Origin of the sequence: Devosia sp. BK, from assembly GCF_032907385.1 — a bacterium.
Lineage (GTDB): Bacteria > Pseudomonadota > Alphaproteobacteria > Rhizobiales > Devosiaceae > Devosia.
Genome location: NZ_JAIMBX010000001.1, coordinates 656141 through 671578 on the forward strand (window position 1 = coordinate 656141; position 15438 = coordinate 671578).

A 15438-nucleotide genomic window follows, 5' to 3' on the forward strand; every position below is an offset into this window, starting at 1 on the left:
GGACGCAAACTGATGGACAGCGAGCGGGATCGCGCTTTGGCGGAGATCGCCTATTGCGAGAGCACTCTCGCCAAGGGCGGTCTCACCGTTCTCAGTGATCTTTTTCGCGGCGTATCGGACATCTCCGCCTGGGATCATTATCCGCCAGGCGATGTGTTCGATCCCGTCAGCGGGTCGCAGTGGTATTATCATTGTCACCCTGCGGAAGAGGGCTCAAGCGAGCACGGCCACTTTCATTGCTTCATCCGCCCCAAGGGTGCGGAAGGGCCAATCCATCATCTCATCGCCGTCGGCGTCGATCAGAACGGCAAGATGTTGCGGCTCTTCACGGTGAACCAGTGGGTCGTCGGTGACGATTGGGCGGATGCTGCAACCATCATCGGGCTAATTGACCGTTTTGATATGGCCATGCCCAGCCCGTCCTACCTCGTCAATCGCTGGCTGACCGCCGTGCTCGTCGCTTACAAGACGGAGATTGAAGGGCTGCTGAATGAGCGCGATAGGGTCCTTGCGGCGCATCCCAATGCCGATGTGCATAAGGATCGCAGTCTTGAAGTCACGTCCTCTTTCAGCGTCTAATTAATCTCGCGCTAGGCGGAACCGCAGCGCGGATTCGGCGTTTCGTCGAATGGCTACGTGGTTTGTGCGTGGCTTTTCTGGGGATGGAGTACACATGGGCGAGGTTGACTACGCACGCATATTCGACGTGCTCCCCAGCCCGTTCATGGTCGTCGATAAAGAACTTCGCTACATCGCGGCAAACCGTGCCTATCTCGAAACAACCGGTCGCAGCTTCGACGAAATCGCTGGGCAAAAGGTTTTCGAACTTTTTCCAAATCCAGGAGAGAGCGGCGATCGCTTAAGGGCATCGATCGATAAGGTCATGGCCACCGGCCAGCCCGATACGCTCGCGTATCTGGCCTATCCCATTTCGCGGAGCTCTGGCGGGGAAGTCGAGAACCGCTATTGGACGGCAGTGCATGTCCCGGTGCTCGATGCCGATGGTTCCGTGAAATACGTGATGCAGAACACGGTCGATGTCACAGAATTCGCGCGCATTCGCGCCGCCGCGACGGTGCCGTTTACCTCGCTCTCCGCCGAGACGCGGTTGATAGAGCGCACGCGCGAAGTCGAAGCGGCCAATGCCGATTTCCGCCGGCTGTTTCAGCAAGCGCCTGCGTTCTTCGCGATTCTGTCCGGGCCCACCCACGTTTTCACCTTTGCATCGGATTCCTACCTACGCCTAGTCGGTGGACGACGCCTTTTGGGCTGTTCTGTCGGCGAGGCGATGCCTGAGGTGCGCGATCAGGGCTTTATCGAATTGCTCGATCGGGTCTTCGTCGAAGGCTATGTGCATCAGGCAGAAGGCGCGCGGCTCATGCTGGTGCGCGACGAGGGCAAAGCGCCAGAGGAGACGTTCCTCGATTTTTCCTATCACCCTATTCGCGATCCCTCGGGCGAGATCACCGGTGTGTTCGTGCAGGGCACGGACCGTACGGAATCCGTGCGTGCGGCACGGCGCCAGCGTCTCTTGATCGATGAGCTCAATCATAGGGTGAACAATACGCTGGCAACCGTGCAGTCGATTGCCGCGCAGACGCTGCGCAGCACCGCCGATACGATCAAGGCGCGGGAAGCGTTTCAGGCGCGCATCCAGGCATTGTCGAAGGCACACAGCATGCTCAGCGACCGAAGCTGGCACGATACCGAGATCGGCCGGCTCGTCTGCCAGGAACTGAGCGCCTATGAAGGCGCGCAGGTGCGCTATGCCGGGCCCGAACTGGTGGTCAATTCCAAATGCACCATCGCGCTGGCCCTGCTGTTGCACGAGCTCGCGACCAATGCGGCAAAACACGGCGCGCTTTCCGTGCCCGACGGGGTCGTCGCGGTGTCGTGGCGGGAAGATCCTGAAAAGAATTTGGTTTTGGAGTGGTCCGAGAACGGCGGTCCCGCCGTATCCGCCCCGTCACGTCGTGGCTTCGGCTCGCGACTTCTCGACACAGTCGTAACCGGTGAACTTGGCGGGCAACTCGATGTCCGCTATGAGCCCAAGGGTATCTTCGCGCGCCTCGTCATTCCGCCGGCCGCCTACATCGCTCAGGAGTTGGCCCTTGGCTAAATTTGCTGGAAGCCGGATATTCGTCGTCGAAGACGAGACGCTGGTCCTCTTCAACCTCGAGGACATCCTTACCGATCTCGGCTGCGAAGTTGCCGGCCAGGCCATGCGGCTCGACAAGGCAGTCGAATTGGCAAAGACGGTCGGCGAAGTCGATGCCGCCATTCTCGACGTCAATATCGGCGGGACCACGGTGTTTCCCGCCGCGCAGATCCTCGCGGAGCGGGGTGTGCCTTTGCTGTTCGCCACCGGCTATGGCCGAGATGGGCTTCCTGACGAGTGGCAGGGCCATGCCGTCATCGTCAAACCCTATTCGCCGCAGGATGTCGAACGCGCACTCGGACCGCTGCTCGACAAACAATAGTCGCCTTCGCTTTTACCGTTCGACGCAAAATCCAAGAAAACCCATTGGTTCTGCTGCCATTTCTGCCATAAGCTCGACAGTTAAGGCTCAATGGGCCTTAAAGATCCGGCGTTCTGGGGGAATGCATGAACATCTATTTGACGGGGGCTGCGCTTGCACTTGGCCTTGCCCTCGCGTCACCGTCACTCGCGGCCACCGGCCAATGTTCGCTTACCGGCTTTGGCACCTTCGATTGCGATGTCGAAACCGATGGTAGCGGCCTGACTTTTGGCCTTCCCGATGGCCAGACATTTGCCTTTGCAGCCGTAAACGAAAGCGAAGGCCTCGGCTATCTGATCGCCGCCGATGCTTCACCAGGTCAGCGGCCAGAGGAGCTAGGCGAATTTGTGCCGCTCGCCAATGAGGCTGGTTGCTGGCAGTCCCAGAACGACGAGACGAAATTTTGCGCCGCGGTGTCGCAATGATCGGCCAGATTGCCTGCGTGTGCTTCGTTTTTGTCGCTGGGGCGACGAGTGCTTTGGCCAAGGACGCGCGCTGTTTCACCACCGATGACGGCGAATATGATTGCGACTTTGAAGCCACCGACGATGCGGGCAGTTTCCGCATTTCCGCCGATGGCAAGCCCACCTTCGAGGTGTTCATCGAGGATGGTCAGGCCTATGCCGGTGCTGTCTTTGCGCCGGGTGGTCGCAGTGTTTCGCTGCCGGGGACTTATTTTCGCTCCGAAGAAGATCCAGCCTGCTGGGTGAGCGATGCGACCGAAACCGAAATCTGTGCGTGGTAATGGACGAATTCAGTATTGAGATCGATGGCGCCGAACTGACCGGCGTCGAGCTTGGCGATGGCCTGCCGGTAGTATTTCTTCACGCCGGTGTTTGCGACAATCGCATGTGGCATGAACAGATGCGGGTGGCCGCCGAGAGTGGCTGGCACGCGATTGCCTATGACCGGCGCGGCTATGGCGACAGCACCAGCGCCGACGAGCCCTTTAGCCATGTCGACGATCTCGAAGCTCTTCTCGATGCCTTCGATATCCACGCCGCCATTTTTGTCGGCTGTTCGCTCGGCGGTGGCCTCGCCATAGATTTTGCCTTGCGCCATCCCGGCCGCGTCATCGGCCTCGTCTTGATCGGCACATCGGTCACAGGAGCGCCATGGAGCGCCACCGAGGAAGAGCGCGCCATCGAGATGGTGGAAGAGGACGCCTGGGAGCGGGGCGATCTAGAGTTCATGAACAAGGTGCAGGCGCATGAGTGGCTCGACGGGCCGCGCGCGCAGAGCGGCCGTGTCGGCGGAGAGGCGCGAAAGCTCTTTCTCGATATGAACGCCAAGGCGCTCGCAAAGCCCGAACTGACGCAGATCGCGCGCGAGCCGGAGGCCTGGCCGCGCGTTCAGGAAATCACAGCGCCGACCATGCTGATCGTCGGCGATGAGGATTTCACCGCACTGATCGAGCGGCATGAGCATTTGTCCGAAACCATGCCCAATTCGTTCGCGGCCGTGCTCGAAGGCGCTGCGCATATTCCGAGCATCGAACAGCCGGCCATGATCAACCGCATGCTCGAGGAATTTCTCGATGCGCTGGCGGGCGATGAAGGCGAATTCGATGTGGATGAAGAGGGCGACGAGCCGCTGCAGGAATGAATCCGCCCATGCAGCCAACGCATTGAAAGATAAAGAAAAGGCCGGAGTTTTGCTCCGGCCTTTTGCGTCAGACGGCGATGATGCCATCGAGATGTTTGTCGATGCCCGGAGTTGGGATGTTGGTCAGGTCCTTGTCGAGTTCGGCGACGATTGTTTTCTTCACGTGGTCCGACATGACCTTGCGGAAATTACCCAGTGCGATCGGTGCTGCGGCGACGACGAGGCGGTCGTAGGCGCCTTCGAGGGCCTTTTTATCCAGCACGGCCGCAACGGAGCGCACGAATTCGGCTTCGCGGTGCTGAGCCGGATCAGTCTTGGGCTCCATGGAGGAGCGGGCAGAGCCGCCCGACGAATGGCCGCGGCCCGGCTTGTCGCTATCGATGTCCTGGCTTTGGAGCGGTTCGATGGACCAATCGAGCCCCTTGATGGTCGTTAGGCCCTTGCCTGGTCCATGGTGTTCGAGGACGCGGGCCTGGGTGCCATCGGCGATCAAGATCCAGGTGACGGTCTTTTTCATCTGCTGCTCCTGCAAGTATCTGGTGTGATCCGCATTGCACGGACCACTCACCAAACGCAGCCAAACGGCAAAAGGTTGGCGCCACCGATCAGCAAAGGCGGTTGGTGCGATCACAAACTATGATTGGCGGCTCAGTTATTTGGCTGCTAGGTGTGCCTGGCGCCCAAGTGGGGCGGAGTCCTTCCATGACCTTGCCTGAACAGGCTCCCGAAGTCGCCGCAACTACGGCCGCGCCTTTGGTTGCAGATCCCATCCAGACCCGTAATGGCGTCCTCGCCGCCCTGGCCGCTTACCTCTTCTGGGGTTTCCTGCCGATCCTCTTCCGCGCGCTCGATTCCGTCGGGTCCGTGCTGATCGTAGCAGAGCGCACGCTGTTTTCGCTGGTGCTGCTTGGGATCATTCTTGCGGTAGGTGCAGGATTTAGAGAAGTGCGCCAGCTTCTGACCAACTGGAAGACGCTGCGGATCATCGCGCTTTCGACAGCGCTCCTTGTCGCCAATTGGTTGCTCTATGTTTGGGCGGTCGAGACCGGGCAGGTGCTGGAAGCCAGCTTTGGCTACTTCATCAATCCGTTGGTCAATGTCGCCATCGGCATGATCTTTCTCGGCGAGCGGCAGAACCGGTTGCAGACAATCGCGATCGCAATTGCTGTGGTGGCGATCGGCATCCAAGCGGTTGGGCTCGGGAAATTTCCGTTCATCGCCGTCAGCCTCGCGCTGACCTTTGGGTTTTACGGCTTCTTCCGCAAGACCGCGCCATCGGGTCCGACGTCCGGGCTTTTCGCCGAGACCATGGTCGCCGCGCCGTTTGCACTGGCCTATGTGGCGTTCGATATCGCGACCAAGGGTTTGGGACCGCATGCCGATCCGACCATGATGACGCTGCTGGTGCTGACGGGTCCGGCGACCGCTGTGCCGCTCTTGCTCTTTGCTTATGGGGTGCGCCGCCTGCGTCTAACGACCATCGGCATGTTCCAGTATCTCGCGCCGTCGATCCAGTTTTTGGTGGCGGTCATGCTGTTTGGCGAGCATCTCAACGGCACGCGCCTTGTCAGCTTCGGGCTGATCTGGCTGTCCCTGGCGGTCTTTTCCTATGACAGTTTCCGGCAGCGCGGTGCGAACCGCGCCGCCGCTTAGCGGTCCTAGAACGCCATCTTGGTTGCCGAATCCCAGTGCTCGTCGGCCTTGCCGTCGACGATGCGCCAGGTGTCGTACCAGGTTGTGGTGTATTTCTGACCCGGATTTGCCGGATCGTCCTCGGTGCGCACTGTGCCGACGGTCACGAGATCGCCCTCGGCCGTCACGAAGACGACTGGTGACTTGATCTTGTCCTCGACCGCAGTGGGCTGAACCTTCAGCGTCTCGGTGAAGAATTTGACGACGCCATCGAGGCCGGAAGCGGCATTGGGATTGTGCTGGATATAGCGTTCGGTGAGCAGATCGCCGGCCTTGTCCCAATTGTTGGCTTCGAGCAGCACGCGATAGATATCGTAGACTACCTGCTTGTTGGCGTTGAGCTGCGGATCGGTGCTCGTAAAGAGCGCGTCCTTATCGGCGGCTTCCACCACGGCTTCCTGGGCGTGGAGCGCGGTTACGCCGGTGATGCTCGTGACGGCCAGGGCAATGGCCATCATGCTGGTTTTCAAATTCATCGTTCTCTCCGTGTCGGCATTGGTCGACCCACGCAGAGAATTAGATATGACGAGGCGCTTCGTTAAGGAGGCACTTTACCGGCTAATAGGAACCTCGGGGTGCGTGCGTGCCGCCCGGATCACCTGGCCGATTTGCTCAAATGTGTCCGTCAGCGGGGTCGCCTCGCGCCAAACCAGAGCCAGTTGCCGCCCGGCCTGCGGGTCGTCGAGCCGGTGGACAGCGATGCGCGGATCGCTGGCCTCCTTGCGCAGCGCGATCTGGGGCAGCAGCGTCACGCCCTGACCATTGGCGACGAATTCGACGATGGTCGAGAGCGATGTTGCGGCAAAGGTGCGGGTCGAGCGCTCGCCTTCAAGGCGGCAGGCCGAAATGGTCTGGTCGCGAAAGCAATGACCCTCGTCGAGCAGCAAAATGCGCCCGGGCTCGAGAGCCTCAAGCGAAACGGGCCCTGTTGGCATTTCCGACTGCGATGTCGCCAAAACGAATGGGTCTTCGAAGAGGGGAAAGAGCGCGAGCTTCGGTCCGCCCGGCGGGGGCAGGGAGGCGATCAGCGCCAGGTCCAGCGCGCCGCTCTGCACGCTTTCCAGCATTGATTCAGTTCGGCTCTCGCTGACGGTGAATTTGATCTGCGGCAGGGCTACGGTCAGCGCCGGAAAAATCTCCGGCAGCAGATAGGGCGCAACCGTGGGAATGAGCCCGAAGCGGATCGGCCGATCAAGCCGCCCTCCGCGGCGCAGGGCAAAGTCATCGAGCGCTTCGGCAGCCGCTACCGCAGGTTTGGCGCGTTCGATGAAATCCCTCCCAAATGGGGTAAGGCGAATGCCAGTCTTCAACCGATCGAAAAGCTGCGTGCCGCAGAGCGTTTCGAGCGACAGAATCTGTTGGGAGAGGGCAGGCTGGGAGACAGCGCATTCCTCGGCCGCCTGCCCAAAATGCCCCGTCCGCGCCACAGCCAGCGCATATTTCATCTGCTTGAGCGTAATTGTCACGATAACTTCTTCCTATCGGTGGAGAAAGAATTATCGATTGGCCGAATGGTTGTCACCTGCTTATAACCCGGTCAGCAGCTTAGGAGCCCCCTCATGGACGACACTTTTTCCAATTCCCCCGCCGACGCGTCAGGCGGCAAGTGCCCGGTCGATCATGGTGGGAATGGCGGCAAGGGCCGGGGCGGCGAGGGTCGTGGCCATCGCAACCGCGACTGGTGGCCGACCTCGCTCGATATCGGCATGCTCCACAACAATTCCGACCTGTCTAACCCGATGGGCCCGGACTTCGACTATGCCGAAGAATTCAAGAAGCTCGACCTCGCCGCGGTCAAGGCCGACCTCACCGCGCTGATGACCGATTCCAAGGATTGGTGGCCAGCCGACTTCGGGCACTATGGTGGCCTCTTCGTCCGCATGGCCTGGCACAGCGCCGGCACCTATCGCATCACCGACGGCCGTGGCGGCGCTGGCATGGGCCAGCAGAGGTTTGCCCCGCTCAATTCCTGGCCGGACAATGCCAGCCTCGACAAGGCCCGCCGCCTCGTCTGGCCGATCAAGCAGAAATACGGCAACCGGATTTCCTGGGCCGATCTGATGATCTTGACCGGCAACGTTGCCCTTGAATCCATGGGTTTCAAGACTTTCGGTTTTGCCGGTGGCCGTGCCGACGTTTGGGAACCAGAAGAACTCTATTGGGGTCCGGAAGGCACCTGGCTCGGCGATTCCCGCTATTCGGGTGAGCGCCAGCTCGAAGAGCCGCTGGGCGCGGTGCAGATGGGTCTCATCTACGTCAATCCCGAAGGCCCGGCCGGCAATGCCGATCCGATTTCGGCAGCGCGCGACATTCGCGAAACCTTCTCGCGCATGGCGATGAACGACGAAGAAACCGTGGCGCTGATCGCCGGCGGTCACACGTTCGGCAAGACCCATGGCGCGGGTGATCCGTCGCTCGTTGCGGCTGAGCCGGAAGGCGCAGACCTCGAAGACCAGGGCCTTGGCTGGAAAAGCAAGCACGGCACGGGCATCGGCAAGGACGCGATCACCTCGGGCCTCGAAGTCACCTGGACGCAGACGCCAGTTCAGTGGAGCAACTTCTTCTTCGAGAACCTCTTCAAGTATGAGTGGGAACTCTCGGCCAGCCCCGCTGGCGCCAAGCAGTGGGTCGCCAAGACCGACGATGCTGTTATCCCCGATGCGTTCGATACCGCGAAGAAGCATCGCCCCACGATGCTGACGACCGACTTGTCGCTGCGCTTCGATCCGATCTACGAAAAGATCTCGCGCCGCTTCCTCGAAAATCCGGCCGAGTTCGCCGATGCTTTTGCTCGCGCCTGGTTCAAGCTGACTCACCGCGATATGGGCCCCAAGGTCCGCTATCTCGGCCCCGAAGTGCCGGCAGAAGACCTGATCTGGCAGGACGTTATTCCAGCCGTTGATCATCCGCTCGTGGATGACGCCGACATCGCCGTGCTCAAGACCAAGATTCTCGATACCGGTCTTACCGTGTCGGAGCTCGTCGGTACGGCATGGGCCTCCGCTGCCACGTTCCGCGGTTCGGACAAGCGCGGTGGCGCAAATGGTGCGCGCATCCGTCTTGCGCCGCAAAAGGATTGGGAGGTCAACCAGCCGGCCCAGCTCGCCAAGGTTCTTGCCAAGCTCGAAGGCGTGCAGGGCGACTTCAATGCCGCCCAGTCAGGTGGCAAGAAGGTGTCACTGGCCGATCTGATCGTCCTCGCTGGCGGCGTCGGCATCGAAAAGGCGGCGCGTGCGGGTGGCCAGGATATTTCCGTGCCGTTCACGCCGGGCCGGATGGATGCCTCGGAAGAGCAGACAGACGTCCTTTCGTTCCAGGCGCTGCAGCCGCGGGCCGATGGCTTCCGCAACTACTACAACAAGGCCCGCTGCTTCATGCAGCAGGAGGAAGCGCTGGTCGACAAGGCACAGCTTCTACGCCTCACCGGCCCACAGTTGACGGTTCTTCTCGGTGGCCTCCGCGTCCTCAAGGTTGGCGTGAACGATCATGGTGTCCTCACCGATCGTCCGGAAGTGTTGAGCAACGACTTCTTCCTCAATCTCCTCGGCATGGACACAGTCTGGCAGCCGAAGGCGGGCGAGGAGGGCGTTTACACCGGCCACGACCGTGCCACCGGCACCCAGAAATGGACCGGCACGCGCGTCGATCTGATCTTCGGCTCGCACTCTCAGTTGCGCGCGTTTGCCGAGGTCTATGCCCAGGCTGACTCAGGCTCAAAATTCACCAAGGATTTTGTTGCCGCCTGGGTCAAGGTGATGAATGCGGATCGGTTCGACCTCCGCTAAGCCTCTGAAAATCTTCGACGCCCCGGCTTGGTCCGGGGCGTTTTGATTCAGCTTGTGTTAATTTGAATTAATTGCCGGACTTGCCTTTCAGCCATCCCAAGGAGATTTGGCGGCATCGTTTCTACTCATCGTATTTCCCTCCCGGAGAAGAGAATGAGTGGATTCGAGGAAGGGCACCGTGCCGTCGCGAACATTCGCAGGCTGAACGGCGAAAACGGAAAGTCGGAGCGCGACAAGCTGTTCCGCAATATGGCGCGGCTGTTCAGCTACGTTTCCGACCGCTGCGATGACCAGCAGCTCGCCCAATATGACGAGGCGCTCTGCCTTCTCGCCGAACTGGTCGAACTTGAAGCGCGTGCCCATGTCGCGCGCGTTCTCGCGCCACTCAAGCGTGCGCCGTCGACGGTGATCTTGAAGCTTGCCAATGACGACATCGAGGTCGCCCGGCCGCTGCTCGAATTCTCCAACGTGCTCAGCGATGATGATCTGATCGACATCATCCAAAATCAATCCGAGGCACACCGCGCCGCGATTGCCGGCCGCGCAGCCGTGGCCGAGCGGGTAGGGGCCGCCATCGTCGAGCACGGCGAAACCGAGTCGGTGCTGCAACTCGTGCGCAATGCAAAGGCTGAACTCGGACGCGCGACGATCGAGAAGCTGGTGGCGCTCGCGGCCGACCACGCGGACCTGGCCGAGGATCTGCGCAATCGCTCGGATATCGATTGGAAATCGCTGCGCGGAGAGATCGAGAGTGCTGCGGACAAAGTCCTCGAAACTCTGGCCGAATCCGAGGGTCACTTCGATCCGGTCACGGCCGACAAAATCAATGCCGTTGTCTATAAGCGCATGCGCAATCGCGCGGGCTTCAATTCGCAGGAGTGGAAGCATGCCTATAATCAGGTGCGCGCCCTCAGCGAACGCCGGCAGCTCGATGATCGGGCCTTGGCCCGGTTTGCCCGTTTTGGCTATGGCCACCACGTTGCGGCATCCATCTCGGTTTTGCTGCACGTGCAGCCCGAGATCGTCGTCAAATGGCTCGCGAGCCAGGACTATGCCGCCATCACCGTAGCGCTGCGGTCTGCCGGCTTCACGGCCGAGCTCTTTACCGCCTTGACCCCCACGCTGCCTTGGCGTGACCTACCCACGCCCGAGCACGAGGCGATGATGGCGAGCCGGTTCAAGGTGCTCGACGAGGCTGAAGCGCGCAACATATTCGAACTTTGGCGCACGCATGGTTTCCGCCGTCGGAATGCCGCACCCGAGCCGCAAGCACTGTCCGCCTAGCGTAAAATCTGCTGGACCCGCCGCACGAACCGGATATAAAGATATCTTTATATCATCCGGAGTTCGTCTGGCGTGTCTAGTCTGGTCAATATCTTGAAGGCTGCGGGGGAGAGCACGCGTTTGCGGCTTCTCTCCTTGCTCGCCGATGGCGACCATTCCGTCAAGGACCTGACGGAAATTCTCGACCAGTCGCAGCCCCGCGTTTCCCGCCACCTCAAGCTTCTGGCCGATGCCGGGCTCGTGCAGCGCCATGCGGAAGGCGCCTGGGCCTATTATGGCCTCGCACTCCACGGCGACGGCGCGGAACTGGCGCGGTGGCTGGTTGCACGCATCGACCCCACAGACCCCGCCTATAGCCGCGATCGCAACCGGCAGGCCGTGGCTTTGGCTGACCAACAGGCGCTGGCAACCGCGTACTTTGCTAAGGTTGCCGATAGCTGGGATCTGCTGAAAACCCTCCACGTGCCCGAAGAGGCGGTGGAAGCTGCTTTGCTCGAAGCTATGGCCGGGCGGGTGGTCGATCTGCTGCTCGATCTCGGCACCGGCACCGGGCGCATGCTGGAGCTGCTGGCACCGGCCTATAAGCGCGCCATCGGCGTCGATTCAAGCCGGGAAATGCTCGCTGTCGCCCGCTCGCGCCTAGCCGCCGCAGGGCTCGCACATGCCCAGGTGCGCTTGGGCGATATTGGCTCGCTCGATCTATCCGTTGGTCTCGCCGACGTCGTGGTCATCCATCAGGTGCTGCATTATTTCGATGATCCGGGCCGCATGCTGGCTCAGGCGCGGCGCATGCTGACGCCGGGCGGGGAAATCCTTATCGTCGACTTCGCGCCCCACGATCTCGAATTCTTGCGCACCGAACACGCCCATCGCCGCCTTGGCCTCTCGCGCGAGCAGATGACGGGCTGGGCCGAAACCGCCGGATTAGAGGTTCGATCGGTCCGCGAGTTTCCCAGCAAAAACAAAAAGGACGGCCTGACCGTGTGCCTCTGGCACCTCCAGGACCGCGAGAAAACGGAATAGAGCCATGATTGCCGACGAAAGCCGAGCCAGCCGCCAGACCGCCGACCAGCGTCCGGACCTGCAGATTTCATTCGAGTTCTTCCCGCCCAAGACCGATGCGATGGAAGAAAAGTTCTGGGAATCGATCGGAAAGCTTGCCCCGCTCAAGCCGCGCTTCGTCTCGGTGACCTATGGGGCAGGCGGCTCTACCCGCGAGCGTACGCTGCGCATGGTGCGGCGCATCACGACGGATGCCGGCGTGCCTGCCGCAGCGCATCTCACCTGTGTTGGCGCAACGCGCGATGAAATCAACGAAGTCATCCGCGGTTTCCAGGACGTCGGCGTCAAGCGCATCGTGGCGCTGCGTGGTGATCCTCCAGAGGGCGTCGGGCAGCCCTTCGTACCGCATCCCGAAGGCTATCAAAACGCCGCCGATCTCGTCGCCGGAATCAAGAAGCTCGGCGATTTCGACATTTCCGTTGCTGCCTATCCCGAAAAGCACCCGCAAAGTCCCAATTGGGAAGCCGATATCGACAATCTCAAGCGCAAGATCGACAACGGTGCCGATCGCGCCATTACGCAGATGTTCTTCCGCAATTCCGATTACCTCCGCTTTGTCGAGCGCGCCCGCAAGGCAGGCATCACCGTGCCGATTGTGCCGGGTATCCAGCCGATCCATTCCTTCAAGCAGATATCGGGTTTTGCGGCCCGCTGCGGTGCATCCATCCCTGTTTGGCTGATCGAGAGGTTCGAGGGCCTCAACGATGATCCTGAGACCCACGCGCTTGTTGCGGCGGCCGTCGCGGCCGAGCAGGTGACCGAGCTTTTGGACGAGGGCGTAACGGAATTTCACTTCTATACGCTCAACCGCTCTAACCTCGTTCTGGCGCTCGCACGGCTCCTTGGCCGCCGTCCAGACTGATCGTTCAGACGGCGTTCACCTTAAGTCGGGCAATATGTTGTGATGCAGTGGTTCATAAAATGGCCACCAAGTTCGCCTTGAACGGCGAGCAAATCGCGACGGAATTCGGAGCCGTAGAGACTTATGAAACTGGATCGCCGCCTGACCAATGGCCTCGCCTGGGCCGGTGCCCTGCTTGTTATTGGCGTTCCGACCGCCGATTATCTCACGGGATCATTTGGCAATTCCGCCAGGCCGAGCGTTGCCGTCGTTGATGCCGAGGCCGAAGCGCCGGTGGCCAATGTGGCCAAGCCCGCCGCGACGTCGACGACGAAACCGCAGTCTGTTGCCAATGCCGATCCTGTCGGCGGCATGCTGCAATCGGGCAAGCCACTGCCGAGCTATATCACTGGCGGCGACGCGCCTGCATCGCCTGCGAAGCCGGTTGCCGCAACGCCAGCAAAACCTGCTGCAGTGGCGCCTGCGACCCAGCAGCCGAGCCAGCCGGCCCAGGCATCGACGCCGACTGCGACTCCGGCCCGCCCGACGATCACGACGCCAGATCAGCAGGTTGCAGCCTTGCCCGCCAAGACCGCACCAATGCCGATGCCGCTTTCGATGCGTCCGCGCCCTGTTACGGTGCCTTTGGCCTCCAATCAGCCGCTGATCATCGATCAACCGACCGTGCCGGCAAATTTGCCGCTAGCGAGCCTGCCTCAGGCACAGCAGACGCAGAATGACTTTGTCACCGCGGATGATCTCAACACTTGGGAGTCCGGCCCCCTCTCGGATTTTCTGGCCAACCGCAATCGTCGCAGCACCGCCAATTATACCGTGCAGCAGAACGTGCCGCCCGCCCCTGTTCCTGCATATGGATACGATTCGAACGGCGTCTGGCTCGATCAAGTGCCGCAGGGCGATCGGCCGGTTGGTCGTTATGAGGACGACGTTATCTATCTCCCGTACTGATCTGTCTTAGCCGGTCAGCTTGCATGCAATCGCCGCAATGGACCGGCAATCTGCTTGGGTTTAATATTCGCGCTCGTCGCCGGGGCAGACTCGGCGACAACAAAAGGCAGACCCATGCTGTGCTGCGTACGCAAAGCGGAAGAAAATCGAGATATCTGGCACAAGCTGGCGAGCTTTCTGGGCTCGTTTTCGCAGCGCACTGGCGTTGTGGGTCACATCGCCAATATTCTTGATCCGGACACTTGGCTGCCGGGCGGCCGTGATGCGGCTTTCACGCTGGCCTTGATCGCCCTCTCAGCCAAGATGGCCGTTGCCGATGGTGCCGTCACGGCGTCCGAAGTGCGCGCTTTCAACGCGACCGTCGAGGTCACCAAGGGCCAGGAGCCGCAGGTCGAACGGCTGTTCAATCTCGCCAAGCAAGATGTCTCTGGCTACGAATCCTACGCTCGGAAGGTCGCCCGGTTTTTCTCGGATTCTCCGGAAACACTCGAGCACGTGCTTGATGGCCTCTTTTTTATCGCGACGGCTGATGGGCTGGTTCACGAGGCCGAGCTTGATTATCTGCGCTCGGTGAGCTCGATCTTTGGCTTCGACGAAGTGCGGTTCGAGCAAATCGCCTCTCAGCACGTCATGCTCGAAGAGGGCGTCGACCCCTATATCGTCCTAGGCCTGTCGCATGATGCGCCGCCCGAAGAGGTGCGCCGCGTCTACCGTCTCCTCGTGGCCGAGCACCACCCCGATCGGCTTATCGCCAAGGGCGTGCCCGGCGAGTTGATCGATGTAGCGACCGCGCGCATGGCCGCAATCAACCTTGCATATCAGGCGATCACCAAGCCCAAGCCCCAGCCGCTGATTGCCTGATCTTCGCGCTTGACGCGGAGCAGGGCGCCCCTCTACATCGGCGCGCCAGTTGACCGGGTGACCGCTGGCATGAGGGTAACTTCATGCTGGAGGAAAGTCCGGGCTCCTTCGAAACACGGTGACGGCTAACGGCCGCCGGGGGCGACCCCAGGGAAAGTGCCACAGAAAGCAAACCGCCCCGGCATGCCGGGGTAAGGGTGAAAGGGTGCGGTAAGAGCGCACCGGGCCGCTGGCGACAGGGGCCGCACGGTAAACCCCACCGGGAGCAAGACCAAATAGGGATGACGCGGGGCTAGCCCCAGCCGGTTTTGAGGCCATGTCATCCGGGTTGGTTGCACGAGTGGCCTGGCAACAGGCGCCTCAGATGAATGGTCACCACGTCGCGGCAACGCGGCCCTACAGAACCCGGCTTATAGGTCAACTGGCGTTGCCTCTTCCATACATGCCACAGTTTCGCCTCGGGGCTGAACCGGGCTTAATCTACATTGCGCGAAGATTGCAGCGTATTGCCGTAAGTTCATGATTTTAATGATCTTTTTCTCTGTCATGCAATGTTCATGCAATGCTGGCGGCGCATTCTCTGTCTCGTGAACAACACACCAACGGAGACCTCCAAATGAAGAAGATCATCGCTCTCGCAATCGCCTCGCTCGTCGTTGCCGGCGTTGCCACCCCATCCTTCGCCGCCACCTCCGGCCCGAACTGCGTGTTCAAGGACAAGTCGCTCTGCGTCACTGAATCGCTCTCGCCGACCACCGACTACAACTCGTAAGTTCTCTCAGCTTCGGCTGACGTGATCTATACTTCGGGCAATTGCCCG

General features: G+C 60.8%; 17 protein-coding genes and 1 other RNA gene. 15 read left to right on the forward strand and 3 right to left on the reverse strand.

Features of this window, described 5'->3' with window-relative positions:
• The first annotated feature begins 9 nt into the window (after nt 1-9).
• From DevBK_RS03145 to DevBK_RS03170, 6 genes are all read left to right on the forward strand, one after another.
• Nucleotides 10-579, forward strand: a complete 570-nt coding sequence (locus tag DevBK_RS03145) for a DUF6969 family protein (protein ID WP_410494058.1) — start codon at nt 10-12, stop codon at nt 577-579.
• 94 nt (nt 580-673) lie between these two features.
• Nucleotides 674-2119 (forward strand): sensor histidine kinase, encoded by a 1446-nt coding sequence (locus DevBK_RS03150; protein ID WP_317184436.1) that lies wholly within the window; start codon nt 674-676, stop codon nt 2117-2119.
• Nucleotides 2112-2480, forward strand: coding sequence for a response regulator (locus tag DevBK_RS03155; RefSeq protein ID WP_061910935.1), 369 nt, complete (start codon nt 2112-2114; stop codon nt 2478-2480). Before DevBK_RS03150 ends, DevBK_RS03155 begins: the two co-directional genes overlap by 8 nt.
• A 125-nt stretch (nt 2481-2605) precedes the next feature.
• Nucleotides 2606-2944, forward strand: a complete 339-nt coding sequence (locus DevBK_RS03160; protein WP_317184437.1) for a hypothetical protein — start codon at nt 2606-2608, stop codon at nt 2942-2944.
• Nucleotides 2941-3264: a hypothetical protein gene (locus DevBK_RS03165; RefSeq protein WP_317184438.1), complete on the forward strand. Its 324-nt coding sequence runs from the start codon at nt 2941-2943 to the stop codon at nt 3262-3264. Before DevBK_RS03160 ends, DevBK_RS03165 begins: the two co-directional genes overlap by 4 nt.
• The gene (locus DevBK_RS03170) at nt 3264-4124 is read left to right on the forward strand and encodes an alpha/beta hydrolase (protein WP_317184439.1); all 861 of its coding nucleotides are present in this window, start codon (nt 3264-3266) and stop codon (nt 4122-4124) included. Before DevBK_RS03165 ends, DevBK_RS03170 begins: the two co-directional genes overlap by 1 nt.
• Before the next feature lie 67 nt (nt 4125-4191).
• Here the strand turns inward: DevBK_RS03170 and DevBK_RS03175 are convergent, their stop codons facing one another.
• Complete coding sequence (locus DevBK_RS03175) at nt 4192-4641, reverse strand: host attachment protein (protein ID WP_062631745.1); 450 nt, start codon at nt 4639-4641, stop codon at nt 4192-4194.
• A gap of 185 nt (nt 4642-4826) precedes the next feature.
• Between DevBK_RS03175 and rarD the strand changes: the two genes are divergently transcribed.
• The gene (rarD, locus tag DevBK_RS03180; protein ID WP_082461339.1) at nt 4827-5777 is read left to right on the forward strand and encodes an EamA family transporter RarD; all 951 of its coding nucleotides are present in this window, start codon (nt 4827-4829) and stop codon (nt 5775-5777) included.
• Between the two features lie 5 nt (nt 5778-5782).
• Here the strand turns inward: rarD and DevBK_RS03185 are convergent, their stop codons facing one another.
• Both DevBK_RS03185 and DevBK_RS03190 read right to left on the reverse strand, forming a co-directional pair.
• Nucleotides 5783-6292, reverse strand: a complete 510-nt coding sequence (locus DevBK_RS03185) for a nuclear transport factor 2 family protein (protein ID WP_317184440.1) — start codon at nt 6290-6292, stop codon at nt 5783-5785.
• Nucleotides 6293-6367: 75 nt separating this feature from the next.
• A complete protein-coding gene (locus DevBK_RS03190; protein WP_317184441.1) occupies nt 6368-7282 on the reverse strand; it encodes a hydrogen peroxide-inducible genes activator in 915 nt (304 codons plus the stop codon).
• A 93-nt stretch (nt 7283-7375) separates the two neighbouring features.
• Between DevBK_RS03190 and katG the strand changes: the two genes are divergently transcribed.
• From katG to DevBK_RS03230, 8 genes are all read left to right on the forward strand, one after another.
• The gene (katG, locus tag DevBK_RS03195; protein ID WP_317184442.1) at nt 7376-9601 is read left to right on the forward strand and encodes a catalase/peroxidase HPI; all 2226 of its coding nucleotides are present in this window, start codon (nt 7376-7378) and stop codon (nt 9599-9601) included.
• A 153-nt stretch (nt 9602-9754) separates the two neighbouring features.
• On the forward strand, nt 9755-10885 hold the full coding sequence (locus DevBK_RS03200; protein ID WP_317184443.1) for a DUF2336 domain-containing protein: 1131 nt from the start codon (nt 9755-9757) through the stop codon (nt 10883-10885).
• A 72-nt stretch (nt 10886-10957) separates the two neighbouring features.
• Complete coding sequence (locus DevBK_RS03205) at nt 10958-11908, forward strand: metalloregulator ArsR/SmtB family transcription factor (protein ID WP_317184444.1); 951 nt, start codon at nt 10958-10960, stop codon at nt 11906-11908.
• 4 nt (nt 11909-11912) lie between these two features.
• The gene (metF, locus tag DevBK_RS03210) at nt 11913-12809 is read left to right on the forward strand and encodes a methylenetetrahydrofolate reductase [NAD(P)H] (protein ID WP_317184445.1); all 897 of its coding nucleotides are present in this window, start codon (nt 11913-11915) and stop codon (nt 12807-12809) included.
• A gap of 123 nt (nt 12810-12932) precedes the next feature.
• Nucleotides 12933-13757 carry a hypothetical protein gene (locus tag DevBK_RS03215; RefSeq protein ID WP_317184446.1) on the forward strand — a complete coding sequence of 275 codons (825 nt, stop codon included), beginning with the start codon at nt 12933-12935 and terminating at the stop codon, nt 13755-13757.
• Nucleotides 13758-13871: 114 nt separating this feature from the next.
• The gene (locus DevBK_RS03220; protein ID WP_317184447.1) at nt 13872-14618 is read left to right on the forward strand and encodes a DnaJ family molecular chaperone; all 747 of its coding nucleotides are present in this window, start codon (nt 13872-13874) and stop codon (nt 14616-14618) included.
• A gap of 45 nt (nt 14619-14663) precedes the next feature.
• Nucleotides 14664-15047: RNase P RNA component class A (gene rnpB / locus DevBK_RS03225), an RNA gene on the forward strand.
• Nucleotides 15048-15234: 187 nt separating this feature from the next.
• A complete protein-coding gene (locus DevBK_RS03230; RefSeq protein ID WP_156352236.1) occupies nt 15235-15390 on the forward strand; it encodes a hypothetical protein in 156 nt (51 codons plus the stop codon).
• Nucleotides 15391-15438: the final 48 nt, after the last annotated feature.